Consider the following 25,085-nt stretch of genomic DNA (forward strand, 5'->3'; position numbering starts at 1 on the left):
TGTGTTTGTTGTTACTTATTAACTTACTTGTTGTGTTTTATTGTTCACACCGTCGCTGTTTACCTTGGCAACGGCGTTTCAATTCTGATTAGTAAATCGATGAGATAAATTGTTGTAAACGTTCAGATTCAGGTTCAGTAAACAGTTTAGCTGGATCGCCCTGTTCTTCCACTAGACCTTGGTGCAGGAACATCACATGGTTTGATACGTCACGAGCAAAAGCCATTTCATGTGTTACCACAAGCATGGTTCTTCCTTCTTCTGCTAGATCGCGCATTACACCAAGCACTTCCCCTACTAACTCAGGGTCGAGTGCTGATGTTGGTTCATCAAACAGCATCACTTCCGGATCAACAGCTAACGCTCGAGCAATTGCCGCTCGTTGTTGTTGTCCACCGGATAAATGACCTGGGTAGTAATCTTTGCGCTCATACAAGCCTACTTTTTTAAGTAGTAGTTCTGCATTTTCAATCGCTTGAGCTTTAGGTACACCTAATACGTGAACGGGTGCTTCGATAACATTTTCGAGAACGGTCAGGTGAGACCAAAGATTGAAGCCTTGAAAAACCATCGCTAAGCGAGAACGGATTCGCTGTACTTGTTTTTCGTTGGCAGGAACAGATACACCTTGGCGGTTGTTTTTCATTTGAATTAATTCGCCATTAACCCAAATCTCGCCTGCAGTTGGTGTCTCTAAAAGGTTGATACATCTAAGGAAAGTACTTTTACCCGACCCTGAAGATCCGATAATCGATACAACATCGCCTTTATGCGCAGAAAGTGAAATTCCCTTTAAAACTTCATTTTGACCAAACGTTTTGTGTAGATCCTTTATGTCCAGCGCTGGTACATCTTTCATGCGCTTTCTCTCCCAAGTTTGTGAAAATGCAAGGTACTCCGACCTTTTCATGCGATACAAACTAGCACCACACGAAACAACATGCAACAAATTATTAACCTAATAAATTGGAATAAATAGCGATTCACTCTGACTTATTATGCAAAAGGTAGCGTTTTCGCCTCAATTTAATGAATGAGTTCTATCAATAAGCTGTAATTACACCCCTTACATTGTTTAAATAAAGTTAACCAAAATGAGATTTCCGTAGCTTGATGTCTCACAAGAAAAACAAGTTTTGTGAACTTAGATAGGCCGAGATCTGCAAAATATAATCTGCACGCTCAACGCTACATACACACCATAAGGCACAATTATTTTAAGGTTATTACATTGTAAGCATTTCACTGGGAACAGTTGGGAAGCAAGTAATAGTGAAATAACTCAGTAAGAATTGGACATTGAGCTCGAGCTATGACGACAAAGGCTCGAAGAAGATAGGTAAACGTCAATTTGTGAAAACTAATTACACGATTCATCAATGGTACGTTAATGAATCGCTTCATTTTGTAGCTTTCTTTCACATACACTCATAAAGTGATCAAGATCAATCACCCTAAAGGGTAAGCTTGTTAGACTCCTCAGCAAAGAATAAGGCATTAAAAATGCCAAACATTTCTTTTAACTTAGCTGCATAAAGCACATCAAAACCGTGCAACATAATGTTAATGAGTTATAACTAAGAAATAACGCAATTACGCGAAATTATAGAATTCAATTTTAGAATTACTAACATAAAAATATGAGGAATCTATGTCAGACGTTGTGAATAATGCGAACTCTGAAGTAGAAGAGAAAAGCTATAAAGAGCTACACCGTCCTGCTTCTGAATTTGAGAGCCGCTCAGATTATCTAGATCACGAGCTTCAAATCATGAAGCCTCGCCGCTTCGGCCTAAACCTTCCTGGTCGTGACTTCCGCTTTGAACTTGAAGATCTTGTTCCTGCACTTGCTGGTACTATTGGTATCATCGCGATGTACTCTGCAGTAATGATGTCTTGGGCTGACGGCCTAACTCAAGCTTGGGATCACGTAAACCTAGGTAAAGAGTTTGCGATTGAAGTAGCTCGTGTAGAAATGCTTATCCCTGCACTGCTGTTCTGTATCCTAGCTTCTGGTTTCTTTAACCCTAAAGCAAACCTTGCCGGTAACCACGGCCCAATGATTCCTCTTATCGGTACCATCGCTCTAGCTGGTGCTCACCCTCTTGCATTGGCAATCCTTATCGGCGTCTTTGGTCTTATCCTAAGTTTCCTAAAAGGCGGCTCCAAGCTGGTTAACCTGACTTCTGAAGGTACCGCTGGTGGCTTGCTCATTTTCTTAGGCCTAACCGGTACAATGAGCCAAATCAACTCAATTCAAGAATGGGCGGTTGGTCTTCAATCTTCTACTGTTGAAGCGGGCAGCATGGGTTACGTTGGTTTAATCGTTCTTGCTATTACTATTGCTATTTACGCTTTCCTAGCAAAAGTGAACAAGCGTTGGTTGGCTATCCCAGTGTGTGCATTCACAGGCCTTGCTATTGCATTAGTATTAGGCGCTGGCTTCGACATCGTATTCGAAACTGAAATGGGCATTCCAAACCTAAACCCAGTTTACTGGTGGGGTTCTACTTCTGAAGGTTGGATGCTTGGCTTGCCAAACGTTGAACACTTCATTGCATCTCTACCATTTGCAATCCTTGCTGTAGCAATGTGGTCACCTGACTTCCTAGGTCACCGTATCTTCCAAGAACTTAACTACCCTAAAAAGTCTGAAAAAGTTCTTATGGACGTAGATGACACAATGACTATGTGTTCAGTTCGTCAAATGGTTGGTACTGCGGTTGGTGGTGGTAACATCACTTCTTCTTGGGGTACTTACATGATCCCAGCAGCTATCGCGAAACGTCCAATTCCTGGCGGCGCAATCTTGCTTGGTTCTCTATGTATTATTGTTGCGATTCTTGGTTTCCCAATGGACGTTGCAGTATGGCCACCAGTGATGCGTGTTGCGCTACTTGTAGGTGTATCTCTACCTCTACTTGAAGCGGGTATGCAAATGGTTAAGGATTCTAAAGATTCTCAAGCGGCTGGTATCTGTATCTTCGGTTCAGCGGTTGTTAACCCAGTACTAGCATGGGCATTGACTATGCTTCTAGATAACAACGGTCTAATTGGTGATAAAGAGCGTGCTAAGCGTCTATCATTTGTAGACAAGATTGTTATCCCAGTTGGTGTTTTAGTTATCTGTCTAGTAGCAATGCTTGCAGTTGGTATGCTAGAAAGCCAATATGGTCTAAAAGCTTGGCTATAATAGTCCTTACTACACAAAAGTAGCATTCGGATTAAAAAAAAGTTTGGGTGGCAACCCCTGTCACTCAAATTTTTTCAACTTTTTTTGGTATTTATTGATTTAGTTTAAGGTTTGCAGGAATTTTTTAGCGTAGTCTTGAATTCATAGAGTAAAGACAACATATAAAAAGTAGTGACAATATATATAACCATATGACGCTTATATGCTCATATATATTGTTATTAATAAGAGTGTACTACCCTTACGAGGGGCGCTGGCTCAACAGTGTTAATGTACGTATTTTTTCTACTAAAAAGGTAGGTATGTCATGGCAGAGCAATTTGCTAAAGCTTGGGAAGATTTTGCTGCAGGTGAGTGGCAAAGCGAAGTAAACGTTCGTGATTTCATTCAAAAGAACTACACGCCGTATGAAGGCGACGAGTCTTTCCTAGTTTCTGAGGGTACTGAAGCAACTAACAAGCTTTGGTCTTCGGTAATGGAAGGTATCAAACAGGAAAACGCAACTAAAGCACCTGTAGATTTCGATACTTCTGTTATCTCTACCATTACTGCTCACGATGCAGGTTACATTGAGAAAGATCTTGAGACTATCGTTGGTCTACAAACTGAGAAGCCACTAAAACGTGCAATCATCCCTAACGGTGGTGTACGTATGGTTGAAGGTTCTTGTAAAGCATACGGTGAAACTCTTGACCCAATGGTTTCAAAAATCTACTCAGAATACCGCAAAACACACAATGCTGGCGTTTTCGATATCTACACTCCTGATATCCTAAAATGTCGTAAGTCTGGTGTTCTGACTGGTCTTCCTGATGCTTACGGCCGTGGTCGTATCATCGGTGACTACCGTCGTGTTGCACTTTACGGTATTGATTTCCTAATGAAAGACAAGCAAGCTCAATTTGCTTCTCTTCAAGAGCAATTCGAAAACGGTGAAAACCTAGCAGAAACAATGCAACTGCGTGAAGAGATCTCTGAGCAACACCGTGCTCTAGGTCAAATCAAGCAAATGGCTGAGAAATACGGTTTCGATATCTCTGAGCCAGCTCAAACTGCTCAAGAAGCTATCCAGTGGACTTACTTCGGCTACCTAGCTGCTGTTAAATCTCAAAACGGTGCTGCAATGTCTCTAGGCCGTACTTCGAGCTTCCTAGACATCTACATCGAGCGTGATATCGCTGCTGGCAAGATCACTGAAGAACAAGCACAAGAAATGATCGACCACTTCGTAATGAAGCTGCGTATGGTTCGTTTCCTACGTACTCCTGAGTACGATGAGCTGTTCTCTGGCGACCCAATCTGGGCAACAGAGTCTATGGGTGGTATGGGTATCGACGGTCGTACGCTAGTAACGCGTTCGAACTTCCGTTTCCTAAACTCTCTATACACTATGGGTCCTTCTCCAGAGCCAAACATCACTGTTCTTTGGTCTGAGCAACTACCTGACGGCTTCAAGCGTTTCTGTGCGAAGGTATCTATCGATACTTCTTCTATCCAGTACGAAAATGATGACCTAATGCGTCCTGACCTAGAGTCTGATGATTACGCTATCGCTTGTTGTGTATCTCCAATGATCGTTGGTAAGCAAATGCAGTTCTTCGGTGCTCGTGCTAACCTTGCGAAAACAATGCTTTACGCAATCAACGGCGGTGTGGACGAGAAACTTAAGATGCAAGTTGGTCCTGTTTCAGACAAGATCACTGACGAAGTTCTTAACTACGATGACGTAATGGGTCGCCTAGACACATTCATGGACTGGTTAGCTAAGCAATACGTGACTGCACTAAACAGCATTCACTACATGCACGACAAGTACAGCTACGAAGCGTCTCTAATGGCTCTTCATGACCGTGACGTTCGTCGTACTATGGCTTGTGGTATCGCTGGTCTTTCTGTTGCTGCTGACTCACTGTCTGCAATTAAGTTTGCTAAAGTGAAGCCAATCCGCGACGAAGACGGTATCGCAACTGACTTCGAAATCGAAGGCGATTACCCTAAATACGGTAACAACGACTCTCGTGTAGATGATATCGCTTGTGAACTAGTTTCTACGTTCATGAACAAGATCCGTAAGCTTAAGACTTACCGTAACTCTATCCCTACACAGTCAGTTCTTACTATCACGTCTAACGTTGTATACGGTAAGAAAACTGGTAACACTCCAGACGGTCGTCGTGCTGGCGCTCCTTTCGCTCCTGGTGCAAACCCAATGCACGGTCGCGATGAGAAAGGTGCTGTAGCTTCACTAACGTCTGTAGGTAAACTACCGTTTGCTGACGCACAAGATGGTATCTCTTACACGTTCTCTATCGTGCCAAACGCACTAGGTAAAGAACTTGATAGCCAACGTGCTAACCTTGCAGGCCTAATGGATGGTTACTTCCACCACGAAGCTGGCATTGAAGGTGGTCAACACCTTAACGTTAACGTTCTTAACCGCGACACTCTAGAAGACGCAGTTAAGCACCCTGAGAAATACCCTCAGCTAACAATCCGTGTATCTGGTTACGCTGTTCGCTTTAACTCTCTAACTGCAGAGCAACAAGCTGACGTAATCGCACGTACATTTACTGAGTCTCTATAAGCTCACCGCTCAATAGACAGTAAATAATATTAGCCTCGCCAATGTGCGGGGCTTTTTTATATCTGTTGTAAATCGCACAAGCCTAACCCATCCCTCGAAGTGTTAGATTGAGCAAAAAAGCACCCTGCCATTCACTTTTTTTCCACAAATTCTGTCAAATTACGGTAATATCGCGGTTCATAATTTAAGAGTAACTGCTCCATGAAATACCTGCGTTGTTTACCCCTGATCCTTCTCTCTTTCTCATCTTTAGCATCTGAGCGTTCGACGCTGACTTTTGCTTTAGACAATGATGGTATTTTTGGTGTCGACCAAGACTATACCAACGGCTTATTTCTGGGTTACACATCATCAAGTATTACGCCATACAACTGGGTAAAACCACTGAGCCTTTCTTACTGGGGCGCAAGCTCTCTAGATAAGTGGGAAATCACCATTGGCCACAAGATGTATACGCCTTCAGATATTGAGTTGGAAACTCCATCTGCCAATGATCGTCCGTATGCAGGTTACCTACACACAGAATTCAACTACATCAGCTTGAACCCACAACAAGCTCAGCGTTTTAACATCACGTTTGGTACAACTGGCGAACGTGCATTGTCTGAAGATGCTCAAAAGCTGGTTCACTCAATCACAAAATCAGATGAGCCTATGGGCTGGGAATATCAAGTTGATGATGAATGGGCGGGAAGCGTTGGTTACCTAAGCCATTTCAACTTAATGCGTAACCAAGCACTAGCAAATACAGACTTCGAGATCTCTAACGTTTCAGAAATCAACGTCGGTAACTTTAGAAGTGACATTTCAACGGGCGTCATGTTCCGTTGGGGTACAGACCTAGGTGGTAACTTTGGTGCGGCGAACATCAGCACAGAGAACCCATTCAAAGCCGGTATGATCGGTGCATCTAACACAGGTTGGTTTACCTATGCAGGCCTTGAAGGTCGTTACCGATTTAACGACTTAACCATCGAAGGCGATCGCTCTGGTGTGGATGAGTACGCGAATAAAAATAATGAAGATCCTGCTATTTACGATGTGACATTAGAAAACGTTCAAGCAACCGCAGTGCTAGGTGTGGCTTGGTATAACCAATACGTTGGTGCATCCTTCGCACTTACGGCAAAAACACCTGATTACAAAGAAGCAAAAGAGTCGGTGTACACCACTGGCGGTATCACAATGTTTGCGTTCTTCTAGCCACCAGCAAGGGCTTTCGTCCTTCACGTTCAAGTTTTATAAGGGCAATCATCTTCACAGGTGATTGCCCTTGTTTTTAAAGACCTCGTTACCATTTGACCCTATTTTATGTACCGTTTTTGTAATAAAATAAAGGGTATAAATTCCTCTACGAGAATAGCTCATGTCTACAACTGGTCGCATTCACTCATTCGAATCTTGTGGTACTGTCGATGGCCCTGGTATCCGCTTTATTGTGTTTCTTCAAGGCTGCTTAATGCGCTGTATGTACTGCCACAATCGCGATACATGGGATCTTCATGACGGAAAGGAAGTAACGGTCGAAGAGATCATTAACGAAGCAAAATCATACCGTCATTTCATGAAAGCTTCTGGCGGTGGTATCACCTGTTCAGGTGGCGAAGCCATGCTACAGCCTGAGTTTGTTCGTGACTTTTTCCGCGCAGCTCAAGCCGAAGGCATTCACACTTGTCTTGATACTAATGGCTACATTCGTAAGCACACAGAAGTGGTTGATGAAGTTCTTGAAGCCTCTGATCTAGTGATGCTTGATCTTAAGCACATGCGAGACGAGATTCACCACGATTTCATTGGTGTATCAAACCGACGTACTCTGGATTTTGCACGCTACCTGCACAAAATCGGCAAGAAAACTTGGATTCGCTATGTGATTGTTCCTGGCTACACGGATACAGCTGAAGATGCGCATCTTCTTGGCGAATTCATTAAAGACATGGACAACATCGAGAAAGTAGAACTGCTTCCATACCACAAGCTTGGTGCTCACAAATGGGAAGCGCTGGGTCATGACTACCCACTTGATGGTGTTAACCCGCCAAGTAAAGAAAAAATGGATGAGATTGTCGCTGTTCTTAGTCAGTACCATTCAAACGTAAAATACTAATACCTACGGTTTTCAAAGCCTGTTTCAAACGCCTCAATTTCGATTGGGGCGTTTTCTTTTTTGAGCCAAACAATCCTTTCACTTTTCTTTACAACTTTTGTTTATCAATTCAAAAAATCATATTAAATCCGTGTTGAGATCATGTTTCCACTCGTAGGAATGCTGTTACTCTTACTGCAACAAAAGAATACAACATTTAGTTTTTTAGTGAGGCTTCTCCCATGGAAATGACCAATGCTCAGCGTCTAATTCTATCAAATCAATACTACCTAATGTCTCAAATGGATCCTGAGAACTCAGCTAAATACCAACGTCTACAAACGATTGTAGAACGTGGTTACGAACTCCAAATGCGTGAGCTTAACAAAGAATTTGGTTGTTTGACTGAAGCAGAATGTCGCGAAGTTATCGACATCATGGAGATGTATCATGCAATGCAAGAGTCAAACAAAATGCTTGCAGAACAAGAGCGCGCTGAAGTTGATCAACGCCGCCTACAGTTCTTAGGTTTTGACATCGCTTCTGAAGCGCAAATCGTACACTACGTGCGTTTCCTTGTTGACTCTGAAGGTCTTTACCCTCAATTCGACAAAGCTGATCACCACTTCAATAGCCAAATGCCAATGCTAGACAAATACCGTCGCATGCTAACAACATGGCGCAACTGCCCTCGTCAATATCACCTATGTGCGACAGAGCTGTCTCAAATCTTCAGTGCTTAATGCATGAAAAGATAAGCCTTAATTTGGCTTATAAAGTTTCAAATAAAAAGGGTTACTCATCATGAGTAACCCTTTTTTGTATTCGCTTCTTTTTAACTAGAAAACGTAGGCAACACCGACGTTGGCCGCCATATTAACCCCGCTTTCAAGGATTGGGCTGTTCTCGATATCACCTTCTAGATTGGTGTAACGAACGCCGCCAGTCACTCGAACATTCGGTGTTACATGTAAGTAACCACCTAAACCAATAAAGTACTGACCGTCCCAATCTGCATCGAACTCATTCAAGTTCGTTCTCGACGCTTCTGCCGAGCTCACACCATACAAGTGGTTGTTCAAGCGTTCACGTTATAAGCGTAACCAATAGATGGAGTAATCGCCCAACCATTACGACGAATAGGAAGGCGCCACGCTGCTTCCGCATAAATGCCGTTGTGTTTAAAGCCTAGATCCGACCCCGCCGTCGCTTCAAACATTCCCACCATAGTGATCACTTGATAGCTTACGCCACCCAATACTGAAGCTTCACGTTCATCCAATTTTTGAATATCAACGTTATCAGAATCACCCGGCTTTAAGGTTCTTGAGTCATACACAGCACGAAAGACGATGTTTTGCGGTGAACCCGCAGGGAATAAACGATAGCCAGCACTAAAACCACGCATGAAAAAGTGCTCGCCTTCATAACCAATCATTGGAATAACTGCGCGGTTTGACGGCGTATCTTTATAAACAGCAGGAGAATAGGAAGCAGCCACACCCAATGACCATTGTGATATTTTTGCGTGTGTAGCTGTCGCCATGAGCATTGTCGTTCCAACAATGGCGATTTTTAACCAGAGACTCTTCACTATTTCTACCTATTTTTTAAGCGATTTTTGATAACGCCGCGCATTATATGGTATTTCATTCCAAAAAATCAATAAGGCTTCGTTATACATCCAATACGCATAAATCCACGGCAAGAATTGGAAAGCCCCCTAAAATCACAAAACAAACCGTCGATACCCCATGAATGTAAAATAATTCGATTCCTCTCGGTTCAAGTTGCCCATTGCTTTCGTTAGCCATTCAACACGCAAAATTGTAAATAAATACATAATTGTTAAGCAAAATTGTGGAAGCGGGTCTAACCTTAAAATGTAGGGAGAGCCTATTTTTCAATCGCTCGTCAGTTTTGACTGGTTAACAAGGGGAATGTGACTATGAGTATATTTGACCACTATCAATCACGTTATGAAGCAGCCAAGGAAGAAGAGCTGACACTGCAAGAGTTCTTGGCGCTATGTAAAGACGATAAAAGTGCTTACGCTAACGCTGCGGAACGCTTACTTCTTGCCATCGGCGAACCGGAGGTCATTGACACCGCTCAAGACCCTCATCTCAGTCGTATTTTCTCGAACCGAGTCATATCTCGCTACCGTGAATTTGAAGATTTTTACGGCATGGAAGACGCGATTGAACAGATTGTTTCTTACCTAAAACATGCGGCTCAAGGCCTAGAAGAACGCAAACAGATCCTTTACCTACTTGGCCCTGTGGGCGGTGGTAAATCTTCGCTTGCTGAGAAACTCAAAGCCCTGATGCAAAAGCTACCCATTTATGTATTGTCTGCTGACGGTGAACGAAGCCCAGTAAACGATCACCCATTCTGTCTATTCGATGTCAACGAAGACGGCGACTTACTGAAGAACGAATATGGCATTGAGAAACGCTACCTTCGCTCGATTATGTCTCCGTGGGCAGCGAAACGCCTCCATGATTTTGGCGGCGATATTTCTAAATTCAAAGTCATCAAACTGCGCCCTTCTATTCTCGATCAAGTCGCGATTGCGAAAACAGAGCCAGGTGATGAAAACAACCAAGATATCTCATCTCTGGTAGGTAAAGTGGATATTCGCAAGCTTGAGCACTTCTCTCAAGATGATCCTGATGCCTACAGCTACTCTGGTGCGCTATGTAAAGCAAACCAAGGTCTGATGGAATTCGTGGAGATGTTCAAGGCACCAATCAAGGTATTGCACCCTCTACTAACAGCGACTCAAGAAGGTAACTTCAACGGTACTGAAGGGCTTTCTGCATTGCCATTCGACGGTATGATTCTAGCTCACTCTAACGAATCCGAGTGGCAGACCTTCCGTAACAACAAGAACAATGAAGCCTTCCTCGACCGTGTGTACATTGTAAAAGTCCCTTACTGTCTACGTGTGTCTGAAGAAGTTAAGATCTACAAGAAACTGCTTGAGCACAGTGAGCTATCCCAAGCGCCTTGCTCACCGAGCACACTCGATCTGCTATCGCAATTCAGCATCCTGTCGAGACTAAAAGAGCCTGAGAACTCTTCTCTATTCTCTAAGATGCGCGTTTACGATGGTGAGACCCTAAAAGACACCGATCCAAAAGCGAAGAGCTACCAAGAGTATCGCGACTATGCGGGTGTTGACGAAGGCATGTCTGGTCTATCAACACGTTTCGCCTTTAAGATCTTGTCTCGTGTGTTCAACTTCGACCAAGCCGAAGTAGCGGCGAACCCAGTGCATCTGTTCTACGTGATTGAGCAGCAAATCGAACGTGAGCAATTCCCTCAAGAAACCGCAGAGAAGTACCTAGAGTTCTTGAAAGGATACCTAGTGCCACGCTACGTAGAGTTCATCGGTAAAGAAATTCAAACCGCCTACCTAGAGTCTTACTCTGAGTACGGTCAGAATATCTTCGACCGCTATGTCACCTACGCTGACTTCTGGATTCAAGACCAAGAGTACCGCGATCCAGAAACAGGCCAGCTATTTGATCGTGCTTCTCTGAATGGTGAACTAGAGAAAATCGAGAAAACAGCTGGTATCAGTAACCCTAAAGACTTCCGAAATGAGATTGTGAACTTTGTGCTTCGTGCCAAAGCAAACAATAACGGTCAAAACCCAGTTTGGACGAGCTACGAGAAACTGCGCACTGTGATTGAGAAGAAAATGTTCTCTAATACAGAGGAGCTGCTTCCTGTTATTTCGTTCAATGCTAAGACCTCAACGGATGATCAGAAAAAACACGACGACTTCGTTGCTCGTATGATGGAAAAAGGCTACACCGAGAAACAAGTTAGACTGCTATCTGAGTGGTATCTAAGAGTTCGTAAATCCTCATAAACCAAACTGTATTGAGCTGCTCACGTGAGCAGCTCGTACAAACCAATAACTCTTATATCCTAATAACTCTTATACCCTAATAAAAAGTAGGATCGTGACATCAGCTGAGAGGGAGTTCTTATGGCACAATTTATCGATCGGAGGCTCAATGGCAAGAATAAGAGTGCTGTAAATAGACAGCGATTCTTACGACGCCATAAAGAGCAAATCAAAGAATCTGTGGCCGATGCAGTCAACCGACGCTCAATCACCAATACTGAAACTGGTGAGGACGTCACTATTCCTCATAAAGACATCAAAGAGCCAAGCTTTCACCAAGGTCAAGGCGGCGTAAGAGAACGTGTCCACCCTGGTAATGATCAGTTCATCACTGGTGATAAAATTGAGCGCCCTAAAGGTGGCGGTCAAGGTGGTGGTTCTGGCCAAGGTGATGCAAGCCCTGATGGCGAAGGCCAAGATGAATTTACCTTCCAAATTTCAAAAGATGAGTATCTTGATATTCTCTTTGAAGATTTAGCTCTGCCTAATCTAGAGAAAAATCAGGTCAACAAAATCACCGAATGGAAAACCCACCGCTCTGGTTATCAAAGTGCGGGGATTCCATCCAACATCGCTATTGTTCGTTCACTGCAGCAATCTCTTGCTCGTAGAACCGCGATGACAGCAGGTAAAAAGCGTGAGCTTAACCTACTGATGGAGCAACTCGACCAAGTTAAAATGACCGAACCAGCACAACCCTTCGAAGAGAGTCGCTTAAAAGAAGAGATTGCCGAGCTACGCAAAAAAATTGAAAACGTGCCATTCATTGATACCTTCGACTTACGTTTTAAAAACTATGAGAAGCGCCCTATTCCATCTAGCCAAGCGGTCATGTTCTGTTTGATGGATGTGTCCGGCTCAATGGATCAAGCAACTAAAGACATCGCAAAACGCTTCTACGTACTGCTTTATCTATTCCTCAATCGCACCTACGAGAACGTCGATGTGGTGTTTATTCGTCATCATACTCAAGCAAAAGAAGTGGACGAACATGAGTTCTTCTACTCACAAGAAACCGGTGGCACCATCGTTTCTAGTGCACTGAAATTAATGAAAGAAATTGTCGCAGACCGTTACCCAGCTAATGAGTGGAATATCTATGCGGCACAAGCGTCTGATGGTGATAACTGGGCTGATGATTCGCCTCGTTGTAAAGAACTGTTGGTCAACACGCTTCTGCCAACTTGTCAGTATTACTCTTATATCGAAATCACACGCCGCTCTCACCAAACGCTTTGGCACGAGTATGAGAAGTTAGAAGCAAGCTTCGACAACTTCGCAATGAAAAACATAAAAACGGTGGATGATATCTTTCCTGTGTTTAGAGAACTGTTCCAGAAAGAGACAGCGTAAGGGGGCTTGCCATGACAGCGAAATCAAACGTTGCAGAGAAAAAAGCTGCACAAAAGAAAAACGACAAGATGCTGCCTGATGGTCCAGATTGGACGTTCAACCTCTTAGAGCAATATCACGTGGAAATTAAGCGTGTGGCGCAGCATTACCGTTTAGACACTTACCCAAACCAGATTGAAGTGATTACCTCAGAGCAGATGATGGATGCTTACTCCAGTATCGGTATGCCTATCAATTATAATCACTGGTCATTTGGTAAGAAATTCATTCAAACCGAACAAAACTACAAACACGGTCAAATGGGGCTCGCGTACGAAATCGTGATCAACTCCGATCCGTGTATCGCTTATCTGATGGAAGAAAACACGGTAACGATGCAGGCACTAGTAATGGCGCACGCTTGTTACGGCCATAACTCTTTCTTTAAGGGCAACTACCTATTCCAAACTTGGACAGATGCAAGCTCGATCATCGATTACTTGCTGTTCGCTAAGAAGTACATTAGTGGTTGTGAAGAGAAATATGGTGTCGCTGAAGTCGAGCAGTTGCTTGATTCTTGTCATGCGCTCATGAATTACGGCGTAGACAGATACAAACGTCCTGAAAAGATTTCCATTGCAGAAGAAACGGCAAGACAAGAAGAACGTGAAGCTTATCTTCAGTCTCAAGTGAACGAGCTTTGGAGAACCGTACCTCAAAACAAAAGTAAGGAAGAAGAAACTAAAATCCGCTTCCCTAGCGAGCCTCAAGAGAACATTCTCTACTTTATTGAGAAGAACGCCCCACTGCTTGAACCTTGGCAACGTGAGTGTGTTCGTATTGTTCGCAAGGTAAGCCAATACTTCTACCCTCAGAAACAAACACAAGTGATGAATGAAGGTTGGGCAACATTCTGGCACTACACCATTCTGAATCACCTTTACGACGAAGGTTTGGTGAGTGACAAGTTCATCTTAGAATTCCTGCACAGCCATACCAGTGTGGTCGCACAACCTGCTTACAACAGCCCTTACTTTAGTGGGATAAACCCTTACGCACTTGGCTTTGCAATGTTTAGAGACATTCGACGCATCTGTGAAGAGCCAACCGATGAAGACAAAGAGTGGTTCCCTGAACTCGCCGGAAGTGATTGGTTAGAGGCAGTGCACTTCGCAATGCACAACTTCAAAGATGAAAGCTTTATCAGCCAATATCTTTCTCCAAAGATCATTCGTGACTTTAAGCTGTTTTCAGTGCTTGATGATGACCGAAAAAACACCATTGAAGTGAGTGCTATACACGATGATCCGGGCTATCGCCTGATTCGAGAGAAGCTTGCAGCGCAATACAACCTCAGCAACCTTGAACCGAATATTCAGGTGTTTAATGTTGATGTACGTGGTGACCGGTCAATGACGCTGCAGTATGTGCCTCATGACCGCATCCCGCTTGATAAAGGCTACGACGAAGTAATGAAGCATCTCTATCGTTTGTGGGGCTTTGACGTAATTCTTGAGGAGCTCAAAGATACGGGTCACCGAGAAATCCTGACTACTTGTCCGAAACGCAATGATTATGGAGCCAAGATTTAATATCCATCATAGTAAGTAGATAATGGGTATAAAACTCCGCTCCCCCTACAACATAGTGGTCACCCGCTCGGAAGTGGAGCAATAAAAAAGCGCATAAGTCTGATGACTTATGCGCTTTCTTTTTAAGGCTCAAACGTCTTTAAATAGACGTGAGGCACTCACCTAGAACTAGAACTAGAACTAGAACTAGAACTAAATAAGCTTAAACAATCGGCTTTTGACCGCGTTCAATCAGCTTCATCAGCACGCTGTCTGCAGATTTACCAGCAACACCTGCTAGCTTGTCTGATAGCTTTTTCTTCTGTACGTAGTGAATCGCTAGAACCGTCTTGTCTTTGCATGCTTCAACAACTAAGTCATCAGAAGTACGGATCTCATCCACCAGCCCAAGTTCATGTGCTTGTGTACCAAACCAGTGCTCACCCGTTGCAACCTTATCAAGGTCTAGCGCTGGGCGGTGATCACGAATAAAGTCTTTAAATAAGCCGTGTGTCTCTTCTAGCTCTTCTTTAAACTTCTCACGAGCTTTATCGCTGTTCTCACCAAACATGGTTAGCGTACGCTTGTACTCACCTGCAGTTAGCTGTTCAAACTCAATGTCGTGCTTTTTAAGCAGTTTGTTGAAGTTTGGCAGTTGAGCAATAACGCCAATAGAACCAACAATAGCAAAAGGTGCTGACACAATTTTGTCTGCGATACATGCCATCATGTAACCACCACTTGCTGCTACTTTGTCTACCGAGATAGTCAAAGGCAAACCTGCTGCTTTAATACGATCAAGTTGAGAAGACGCCAGACCGTAGCCGTGAACCATGCCACCGCCAGATTCAAGTTTCAGCAATACTTCATCGCCTTCACGAGCCACAGCCAGAACCGCCGTTACCTCTTCACGCAATGAAGCCACTTCTTTCGCATCAATGCTGCCATTAAAATCAAGAATGAATAGATGTGGTTCACGCTTGCTATCAAGCTCACCCTCTTTCGCTGCTTTCTTCACTTCTTTACCGCGTGATTTTACTTTCTCTTTTTCCGCTTTCTTTTCTGCTTTATCACGGGCTTTGATGAAAGCATCATCGTGTAGATGGTGCTCTAATTGTTCAATCGTCTGTTTATGGTGTTCAGATAGGTTCGTGATTTCCAGCTCACCTTTAATCGCGCTTGATTTTCCACCCACAGATTTAGCAATGACTAAAATTGCAATGATGGCGATTACAACGGTCGCAATCTTGGCTAAAAACAAGCCGTAGTCCAACAAAAATTCCAATGTCATATCCCCTATTGTATGAATTAGTGTATTGTAACCATCTTGTCACGATTACCAAGAATTTCTCATCATTCCTGCGGTTATCTGTGTGATTAAACATCAATGGAATGACGAACATAATAAAAGAAAGAAGGATAAGCACAGTGGATTACCCAATCTCTACAGATGCCCTCAAAGATAAAGTAATTTTGGTTACAGGTGCCGGTGCTGGCATTGGTCGCCAAGCCGCACTAAGCTTCGCTCAACATGGCGCAACTGTCATTCTGTTAGGCCGCAATGTAAAAAACCTAGAATTCATTTACGATGAAATCGAAAGCGCTGGCTACCCGCAGCCTGCAATTATCCCGTTGGATTTAAAAGGCGCGACAAAACAGAACTACATTGATATGGCTGAAACCATTGAATCGCAGTTCGGTCGTTTAGATGGTCTACTTCATAACGCTGGCGTTCTCGGTACTCTAAGCCCGTTTGAGCAGATTGATGAAGAGACCTTTGATGATGTTATACAGATCAATGTGAAGTCTGAGTTTTTGATGACTCAAGCGCTTCTGCCAGCACTTAAGAAAGCTGAAGCGGGTCGTATCGTATTCACCTCTTCTACTGTTGGTCACTCTGGCCGTGCATTCTGGGGCACTTACGCAATTTCTAAGTTTGCTACCGAAGGTATGATGCAGATCTTAGCGGATGAGCTGGAAGACACAAACATCCGTGTTAACGCAATCAATCCGGGCGGCACTCAAACACGTATGCGTGCAAAGGCGTACCCAGGTGAAGATGCTAACAAGCTGAAAACGCCACTGGATATCATCCCACTGTACCTACACTTAATGAACCCAAGTGTGACAGACATTAATGGCCAATGTATCGACGCTCAACCTAAGTAGTTGATATTATAACCAATAACAGGAAGCTGCTTTAATAGCGGCTTTTTTTGTATCTAAATCAACCATCTAACACTTACTTCCGCTAATTTTCATCATTTTGCTTTGCATCTTTTTCATTGTTAAATATACTGTATAAATATACAGGTATTTAATTATGCATGAACTCATAAAAAGCTTACAAGACCGCCAGCTAATCTGGAAAGGGCTACAATCAACAACGCAAAGAAGTACCACTTCGACAGGCTATCCGCAATTGGATAAACAGCTTGATGGTGGCTTTCCTACACACGGCGTTATTGAAGTTGAATCACAACAAGGGATTGGCGAACTACGCCTGCTTACCCCCTATTTAGCTCAGCAAAACTCACAGAAACTGGCCATATTCATTAACCCGCCAGGGAAGATCTGTGCCGAGTTTTTTAGCAGCCAAGGGATTGAACTCGATAACATCTTAGTAATCGAGCCTCAACGCGATCTCGATGCATTGTGGGCTGCTGAACAATGCCTCAAGAGTGGTGCTTGTCATTCTGTATTGTTATGGGGAGCCGATCTCGAAATCCACCAAACCAAACGCCTACAAGCCGCAAGTGAAACGGGCAAGTGCCTGCAATTTCACTTTAAAGCCACCAGCCATAATCAGTTATCTCTGCCCGTTTCTTTAAGCATGAAGCTCTCTTCTCACGCGCAGGGATTAAAAGTTGAGGTCACGAAGAGAAAAGGCAGTTGGTCTTATGGCAGCTTTATTCTCGACATGACCACAAATTGGCCGTTACTGACAGAGAAAGTCATCAACATCGACAGTTCACACCACAATCTGTCAGGTAATACTGTGTTGGCCTTCCCTATTGCGAAGCAAGGTTAGCGTATGCTGTGGCTTTATCTGCACTTTCCATCTCTGCAATTGGATACTTTATTTAACTCTAATGAGTTAGGTTCGAACGAAGAGTCACACGAGCAACCTATTATCATCGTGGATGAAAAAGATCATCGTGTGCTGCAAGCTAATCAAGCCGCACTGGACTCAGGTATTACACTGGAGATGGGTTTAGGGTCTGCAGCGGCGCTTTGCCATAACTTACACGTCCATCCTTACAGTATTGAGCTAGAGAAAAGCAAGCTGAAAGAGATTGCTCAATGGGCGTATCTGGTCACTTCTGATATGGCCCTATTGCCACCCAATGGCCTGTTGATCAAAGCTTCTAACATGCTGTCACTTTACAACGGGCTAGATAATTACTGGCATGAACTCAAAAGCCATTTGGAAGCGCTCAATATCCAGTTCAACTTTGCCACGGGTTACTCACCGCTTTCTGCGATCCTTTTGGGTAAGCAAGCGATCAACCAAGCAACGAACAATGTTCAACACATGAAGACTTGGGTTAATCAGCAAGCTCTAAGTTCTAGCGAGCTGCCGCCTAAACAAGTTGAACGCTTAAATCGTGTCGGCATTAATATCGTTGAAGACCTATTGAAACTGCCTCTGCAAGAGGTCGCACGTCGATTTGATATCGACTTGGTCAATTATGTTGGTCGCCTTAATGGGCAGTTCAAGCACCCAATTGATTTCTATCATCCACCAGAAAGCTTCCAACAATATCTGGAGCTGTTGTTTGATATTGAAAACATTCTATTTATCGAAAAGCCACTGCTGAAATTATTGAATCAACTGGAATGCTTTTTGAAGCTACGTGACCGAGTGGCGTTTGAGTTAACGCTGACTCTGCATCTTAGGGATAAAGACGATCATCATGTCTCTTTCTATTCAGCGCAGGGCGATTATCTTGCCAGCAAATGGGCGAACCTAACGCATCTGACCTTAGAATCACTGAAGCTCACGGCACCCGTTCAAGGGCTCACTCTCTCGTTAACTCGTCATGGTGAACCTCAAATGGCCTACCATGATCTTTTTGATGGCAATACCGGAACGCTTGCTGCGTTAGATCTACTTTCATTGTTACAGGCAAAGCTTGGGCAGGCCTGCATTCAAACGCCGAAAATACAGCAAGATCCTAGACCAGAGAAAGCCAATCAATATTCGCTTCCAGCACTAAGTCATACGGCGAAAAAGGGACTAGCTCCACAAGAACTCGATCAACAAACCACAACAACGAACAACATTAACCAACAGCGACTCAGACCCAGTATTTTACTGCCAGAACCTGAAGCATTAACCGAAAACGTCACCTTATCTCAAGGCCCAGAACGGATTGTTTCTGGGTGGTGGGATGGCGAAAAAATCATTCGTGACTACTTTATTGCTCACAGTGACAACGGTCGATGGCTATGGGTATTCAGAACGCCCGATAAGCAGTGGTTCTTACACGGCTTATTCAGCTAGTTAGTGTGGTAAGTAGTTCTTGCCATTTGTCCCATTAAAACGCCCCTTTTCAATCATGTTCATTCGCAATGGTTAAGTGAGATTACGTTATGTCTCAGCAATACTCAGAGCTTTTCTGCCAAAGTAATTACTCCTTTCTTGAGGGAGCTTCACACGCAGAAGAACTTGTTTTACAGGCCGACTTCTTACGTTACAGAGCACTCGCTGTTACTGATGAGTGCTCGGTCGCGGGCATCGTGAAAGTCCACTCTGCAATCAAGCAACACAAACTGTCGCTCAAGCAGATTGTCGGGAGCATGTTTTGGTTAAATGATGAGTGCCAAGTAGTCTTATTATGCCCAAATAGACAAGCCTATGCCGAGCTGTGCCGCATTATTACTAATGCGAGACGTCGTAGCAGTAAAGGGCACTATCAGCTCTCTGAATGGGATATTATGTCGGCTAAGCACTGCTTTATTCTTTGGTTACCTCAGCAGAAAAATGAAGACGCACATTGGGGACAGTGGCTTTATCAACATCATTCCGGTCGGTTGTGGATTGGCTTACAGCGACACCTAAAACAGACCGACCAGCAATACACAGATTACTGCGTTGAGCTGTCAAAACATCACCATCTTCCGATCACTGCTTGTGGTGGCGTGTTAATGCACAATGCTAATCGCTTGCCCTTACAGCACTCACTCACCGCGATTAAATATCAAAAATCAGTGACCGAAGTTGGCAGTCACTTACTGGCGAATGCAGAGCGCTGTTTACGCAGCATCAATAAGCTCTCTCATATCTTCAAAGCTGAGTGGTTGGAAGAGAGCAACCGTATCGCTGAGCTGTGTGACTTTGATTTAGGTAGCCTACGTTACGAATACCCAAGTGAACTGATTCCTCAAGGTGAAACACCCATGAGTTATCTGCGCATGTTGGTCGAGAAAGGAAAAAAGGCTCGCTTTCCACAAGGTGTCCCTCATGACATCCAACAGATCATAGATAAAGAGCTGGGGCTGATTGGCGAGCTCGACTACCCTTTCTTTTTTCTCACGATTCACGACATCGTGATGTTTGCTAAAAGCCAAGGGATTCTTTACCAAGGTCGAGGTTCAGCGGCCAATTCAGTGGTCTGTTACTGCCTAGAGATCACCTCTGTCGACCCAAGACAAATCTCAGTGCTGTTTGAACGCTTCATCAGTAAAGAGCGTGATGAGCCGCCTGATATTGATGTCGATTTTGAACACGAACGCCGTGAAGAAGTCATCCAATACATCTACAAAAAATACGGTAGAGAACGTGCTGCGCTTGCTGCTACGGTCATATCTTATCGCTTTAAAAGCGCGGTAAGGGATGTCGGAAAAGCATTAGGGCTGCAAGAAACTCAACTTGATTACTTCATTAAGAACACCAACCGCAGAGACAAGAGCCTAGGTTGGCAGGCTCAGCTCACCCAATTAGGGCTGCAACCAGACTCTTTGAAGGGGCAACAGTTTATCCATTTGGTGAATGAAATTATCGGTTTTCCACGTCACCTGTCTCAACATGTTGGCGGCTTCGTCATCTCTTCTGGGCCTTTGTATGAATTGGTTCCCGTCGAGAACGCTGCCATGCACGATCGCACCATTATTCAATGGGACAAAGATGATCTTGAAACCTTGGGGTTGCTTAAAGTTGATGTGCTCGCACTGGGTATGCTGTCTGCAATTCGAAAATGTTTCGACCTGATCAAGCGTATTCATGACCGCTCGTTAACGATCGCAGAGATCACTCGCCTTAAGGATGATCCTCAGGTTTACGGCATGATTCAACGAGCAGACACGGTAGGGATATTCCAAATTGAGTCACGCGCGCAAATGAGTATGCTGCCAAGGCTTAAACCAAGAACTTATTACGACCTAGTGATTCAAATCGCGATCGTGCGCCCAGGACCAATTCAAGGCGATATGGTGCACCCATTCTTAAAGCGTCGCGATGGTATTGAGCCAATCAGCTATCCATCTAAGGATGTTGAATCGGTACTCGCGCGCACTTTAGGCGTACCGATATTTCAAGAACAAGTGATTAAGCTCGCGATGGTTGCCGCAGGTTTCACAGGGGGTGAAGCGGATCAGCTCAGACGCGCAATGGCCGCTTGGAAGAAGAATGGCAACGTTTTTAAGTTCAAAACTAAGCTCATCGAAGGCATGCAAAAACGAGGCTACGAAACCGAGTTTGCCGAACAAATATTTAAACAGGTATGTGGCTTTGGTGAATACGGTTTCCCTGAAAGCCACTCGGCTTCGTTTGCAGTATTAGCCTATTGTTCAGCTTGGTTGAAATGCTATTACCCAGAGTGCTTCTATGCTTCTTTGTTGAATAGCCAACCCATGGGCTTTTATAGCCCCTCGCAGTTGGTTCAAGATGCGCAGCGACACAATGTAACGATACTTCCGGTATGTGTGAACGCTTCTCAAAACGACCACACAGTTGTCTCTCATCAGAATGGTCTAGCGATTCGATTAGGGCTGCGACAAATCAAAGGCTTGAGTGAGCACGGTATTCAGAGCGTACTTGCCAACCGCCCACATTCTGGTTATCGCCATCCTAGCCAAGTAAAACAGCTATCGATGAATAAGAAGGACATAGAGCTACTCGCATCAGCCAACGCGCTGCACAACGTTTCGGGTGACCGTTTCCAGACGTGCTGGGCGATAATGGATTCCGCTTCTGACCTACCTCTGTTTAGCCAAGTCTGTGACGATACTGAGAATGAGCATGGCGAACACACACTGCATAAACCCAATGAGATGCAGGATTTACTTGAGGACTTCACCAGTGTCGGTATCTCATTAAACAAGCACCCTATCACTTTGCTAGAAGAAGCGAATCGATTAGGTCGATTCACTCATATGAAAGACTTGATACAGCAAAGGCACAAATCCATGGTCACCGTTGTCGGGCTAGTTACAGGTAAGCAATCACCGGGTACTGCGGCAGGTGTCACCTTTGTCACACTAGAGGACAGCACTGGCAATATCAACGTGGTGGTATGGGGAGCCACAGCGCGTGCTCAACAGCAAGCTTATCTCACAGCCAAGGCATTAAAGGTACAAGGAATACTAGAAAAGGAAGGGGAAGTGGTGCATGTGATTGCTGGGAAGCTCATCGATATTACCGATGAGATTGTTGGGTTGAAAACCAAATCACGAGATTTTCATTAACTCTTCAAATCGCCCTCCTCCTAGAAACGCTAGAAACGAAAAAGGGAAGCATCAGCTTCCCTTCATTTCAAATTGTTGAGTTATACCTCAACGTCAGCTTCCGTACGTCTTTTCTTAAATTCCCTATATAGTAATAAGCTCAAAGTCATAACGACTTTAGACGTTAACCATATCATTAAGAGGAACTACCTTAGATTGTGCATGAAAAGTTACGTTAGTAGTGAGCATATTTCGTGTCAATTAATATGCTGCATCAATATTAGCAAACGTTTTCTATCAGGTCACTCAAAACAAACCGTACAGCAGTATTAATTATAAAAGTTGACGCATTCGCTCTTGAGTCACTTCAACTAAGAGGTCAGGTTGGAACTTAGAAATAAAGCGGTTACACCCTACTTTCTCAACCATAGCCTCATTAAAACTTCCGCTTAATGAGGTATTTAGCGTAATAAACAGGTCATGCATTCTTGGGTCAGTGCGTACTTCGTGAGTCAGCTTATAACCGTCCATTTCAGGCATTTCGGCATCGGTGATCATCAACAAAATCTCTTGATTGATGTCTTTGCCTTCATCACACCAGCCCTTAAGTAGGTTCAGTGCTTCTAAGCCATCGCAACACTCAATAATGTTTAAACCAAGCTGCGACAAAGTGCCTTTAATCTGGTTACGTGCGGTTGAAGAATCATCAACGATCAGCACGTTTCGGCCAATCATTTCGTTGGCTAACTGCTCATCTAACACACCTTCAGAGATCGACACATCGTAATCGATGATCTCTGCCAGCACTTTTTCAACATCGATGATCTCAACGATTTTGTGCTGCTCTTCTTCTTGAATATGCGTGATAGCCGTTAGGTAGTTTGCACGACCCGTAGTCTTTGGCGGCGGCTGGATTTCAGTCCATGTCGTATTGACGATATTACGCACTTGCCCAACCAAGAAACCTTGTACGGTTCGGTTGTATTCAGTAATGATCAGGTTGCTCTCTTGAGACTCTGCACGTGACGGCGGAAAGCCAATCGCGCTGCGTAGGTCAATTACAGGCACCGATTCACCACGTAAAGAAGCAACACCCGTAATATGGTGATGAGAGCCCGGTAAGCGAGTAAGTACTGGCACTTTTAGGACTTCTTTCACTTTAAATACGTTAATCGCAAATAGTTGACGACTATTTAAGCTGAATAATAAGAGTTCCAGACGGTTTTCACCGACTAGCTTGGTTCTCTGATCAACCGAATTTAAAACGCCAGACATACAACACCTTAGTGACAAATAATAACTGTGGCTACAATAGCCTACTTCAATGGGTTAAAGCAAAGCGCTAATGCACAGAATGCTTAAACTAAGTACAACAAATGATGTTATACAAAGCTTAAGTACATGGAAAGGTTCGAGGTAAGGCTAAAAGAAGAGAAAAAGAGTTAGCCTTCAATGACTTTCATTAACAGCTGACCGTCATACAGGGCCTGCTTAATAAGCGCAGCACCTGGCATGGTTGCCTGCTTATAGAATCGAGATTCCACCAGCTCTAAGTCTTGATGGTAAACCGATAAACTCTGCTCTTCGATACACTTTTGAATCGCAGGGTATAAAACACTTTTCGCCTGATTGATAACACCACCGACCAAGATTTTCTCTGGGTTGAATAGGTTAATAACAATCGCAATCGCAGAACCTAAGTAACGACCTAACTGTTCAATCACTTCAACAGCCAGTGGATCACCGTCAGCCGCAGCAGCACAGATTTGCTCAATCGTGACATCCTCAAACACAGTCAGTGTTGATTCTTCACCATTGGCTAATCGCTCTTTCACTTGCTCGCGGATCGCCTGTGAACTCGCCACTGTTTCTAAACAGCCTCGGTTACCACAATGACAAAGCTTGCCCTCTTTATCGATCTGGATATGACCCAGTTCACCAATATTACCGTGACGCCCTTGCAGAACGCGGCCATCAAGAATGATCCCAGCACCTAAACCATGGTGAATTGAGATAAGAACAGAGTTGTCGTTGTCTTGTGAGTTACCAAACAGCTTCTCTGCTAATGCCCAAGCTCGGGTGTCATTAGCTATAAAGACTGGCAGACCAGTTTCTTTGTAGATCTCCGGACCCAACGCTAAGTTTTCAACGTTGTAATGCGGCATTTGCAACACAATACCTTGCTCTGAATTCACCAGACCTGGCAGCGTGATAGCTATGCTCGTCACCCTGTCGAGTTGCTCGGCATAGGTTTGGAAGAACTCATCAATTTCATGGAGAAGGCGTGCAAGCACATCATCTTGGTCACGTTCGTGAATATCAATTTTGGTATCGATAAGCACGTCACCGCCCAATTCATGGAGCGCTATCGTGAGGTAACCACGACCAAGACGCATCGACAAAAATTGCCAACCTTCGTTATTGGTTTGCAGACCGACAGCAGGACGCCCACGAGTCGTGGCTTCTTGAACCGTGGTTTCGTGAATAAGGTGAGCTTCAATGAGTTCACGGGTAATTTTAGTAATACTCGCCGGAGCCAACTCACTTTGCTTGGACAGATCGATACGAGAAATAGGACCTTTAAGGTCAATTAGTTTATATACACGACCAGCATTGACCTGTTTGATATGATCAATATGGCCCGGTTGAGCCATGTACATTTTACGCTCCAGAAATCATCAACGAGGTAATTTTTTTACTTTGCGAAGTAATTGTGAAGTCACTTGGTA

Annotated in this window: 16 protein-coding genes and 1 pseudogene; 12 read left to right on the forward strand and 5 right to left on the reverse strand. The window is 44.0% G+C overall.

The window, feature by feature from the left end; genetic code table 11:
• Positions 1-88: 88 nt before the first annotated feature.
• Positions 89-859 (reverse strand): ABC transporter ATP-binding protein, encoded by a 771-nt coding sequence (locus L0992_10695; protein XGB66188.1) that lies wholly within the window; start codon positions 857-859, stop codon positions 89-91.
• A 792-nt stretch (positions 860-1,651) separates the two neighbouring features.
• Here L0992_10695 and L0992_10700 point away from each other — a divergent pair.
• The 5 genes from L0992_10700 to L0992_10720 all read left to right on the forward strand — a co-directional run bounded on the left by L0992_10700 (position 1,652) and on the right by L0992_10720 (position 8,606).
• Positions 1,652-3,193, forward strand: a complete 1,542-nt coding sequence (locus tag L0992_10700) for a DUF3360 domain-containing protein (GenBank protein ID XGB66189.1) — start codon at positions 1,652-1,654, stop codon at positions 3,191-3,193.
• 307 nt (positions 3,194-3,500) lie between these two features.
• Entirely contained in the window at positions 3,501-5,777 is a 2,277-nt protein-coding gene (gene pflB, locus L0992_10705) for a formate C-acetyltransferase (protein XGB66190.1), read from the forward strand.
• Between the two features lie 201 nt (positions 5,778-5,978).
• Positions 5,979-6,980, forward strand: a complete 1,002-nt coding sequence (locus tag L0992_10710; protein XGB66191.1) for a lipid A deacylase LpxR family protein — start codon at positions 5,979-5,981, stop codon at positions 6,978-6,980.
• A gap of 163 nt (positions 6,981-7,143) precedes the next feature.
• The gene (gene pflA, locus L0992_10715; GenBank protein XGB66192.1) at positions 7,144-7,884 is read left to right on the forward strand and encodes a pyruvate formate lyase 1-activating protein; all 741 of its coding nucleotides are present in this window, start codon (positions 7,144-7,146) and stop codon (positions 7,882-7,884) included.
• Positions 7,885-8,105: 221 nt separating this feature from the next.
• On the forward strand, positions 8,106-8,606 hold the full coding sequence (locus tag L0992_10720) for a YfbU family protein (protein XGB66193.1): 501 nt from the start codon (positions 8,106-8,108) through the stop codon (positions 8,604-8,606).
• Between the two features lie 96 nt (positions 8,607-8,702).
• Here the strand turns inward: L0992_10720 and L0992_10725 are convergent.
• Positions 8,703-9,415 (reverse strand): annotated as a pseudogene (locus tag L0992_10725) (MipA/OmpV family protein).
• Between the two features lie 396 nt (positions 9,416-9,811).
• Between L0992_10725 and L0992_10730 the strand changes: the two are divergent.
• The 3 genes from L0992_10730 (at position 9,812) to L0992_10740 (ending at position 14,709) form a co-directional block, all read left to right on the forward strand.
• Positions 9,812-11,746, forward strand: a complete 1,935-nt coding sequence (locus L0992_10730; GenBank protein XGB66194.1) for a PrkA family serine protein kinase — start codon at positions 9,812-9,814, stop codon at positions 11,744-11,746.
• A 120-nt stretch (positions 11,747-11,866) separates the two neighbouring features.
• On the forward strand, positions 11,867-13,138 hold the full coding sequence (locus tag L0992_10735; protein XGB66195.1) for a YeaH/YhbH family protein: 1,272 nt from the start codon (positions 11,867-11,869) through the stop codon (positions 13,136-13,138).
• An 11-nt stretch (positions 13,139-13,149) separates the two neighbouring features.
• A complete protein-coding gene (locus L0992_10740) occupies positions 13,150-14,709 on the forward strand; it encodes a SpoVR family protein (protein XGB66196.1) in 1,560 nt (519 codons plus the stop codon).
• Between the two features lie 202 nt (positions 14,710-14,911).
• On the opposite strand, the gene sohB is transcribed toward L0992_10740, so the two are convergent.
• Entirely contained in the window at positions 14,912-15,979 is a 1,068-nt protein-coding gene (gene sohB / locus L0992_10745; protein ID XGB66197.1) for a protease SohB, read from the reverse strand.
• Positions 15,980-16,116: 137 nt separating this feature from the next.
• Here sohB and L0992_10750 point away from each other — a divergent pair, with 137 nt between their 5' ends.
• The 4 genes from L0992_10750 to L0992_10765 all read left to right on the forward strand — a co-directional run bounded on the left by L0992_10750 (position 16,117) and on the right by L0992_10765 (position 22,377).
• Complete coding sequence (locus L0992_10750) at positions 16,117-16,857, forward strand: YciK family oxidoreductase (GenBank protein XGB66198.1); 741 nt, start codon at positions 16,117-16,119, stop codon at positions 16,855-16,857.
• A 154-nt stretch (positions 16,858-17,011) separates the two neighbouring features.
• Positions 17,012-17,719 (forward strand): translesion DNA synthesis-associated protein ImuA, encoded by a 708-nt coding sequence (imuA, locus tag L0992_10755; GenBank protein XGB66199.1) that lies wholly within the window; start codon positions 17,012-17,014, stop codon positions 17,717-17,719.
• Positions 17,720-17,722: 3 nt separating this feature from the next.
• The gene (locus L0992_10760) at positions 17,723-19,195 is read left to right on the forward strand and encodes a DNA polymerase Y family protein (protein XGB66200.1); all 1,473 of its coding nucleotides are present in this window, start codon (positions 17,723-17,725) and stop codon (positions 19,193-19,195) included.
• Positions 19,196-19,284: 89 nt separating this feature from the next.
• Entirely contained in the window at positions 19,285-22,377 is a 3,093-nt protein-coding gene (locus L0992_10765; protein XGB66201.1) for an error-prone DNA polymerase, read from the forward strand.
• A gap of 312 nt (positions 22,378-22,689) precedes the next feature.
• Here L0992_10765 and L0992_10770 read toward each other — a convergent pair whose 3' ends face one another.
• The gene (locus tag L0992_10770; GenBank protein ID XGB66202.1) at positions 22,690-23,631 is read right to left on the reverse strand and encodes a chemotaxis protein CheV; all 942 of its coding nucleotides are present in this window, start codon (positions 23,629-23,631) and stop codon (positions 22,690-22,692) included.
• Positions 23,632-23,798: 167 nt separating this feature from the next.
• Positions 23,799-25,016, reverse strand: coding sequence for an ROK family protein (locus tag L0992_10775; GenBank protein XGB66203.1), 1,218 nt, complete (start codon positions 25,014-25,016; stop codon positions 23,799-23,801).
• Positions 25,017-25,085: the final 69 nt, after the last annotated feature.

The sequence above is a fragment of the Vibrio pomeroyi genome, assembly GCA_041879425.1.
Classification (GTDB): domain Bacteria; phylum Pseudomonadota; class Gammaproteobacteria; order Enterobacterales; family Vibrionaceae; genus Vibrio; species Vibrio pomeroyi_A.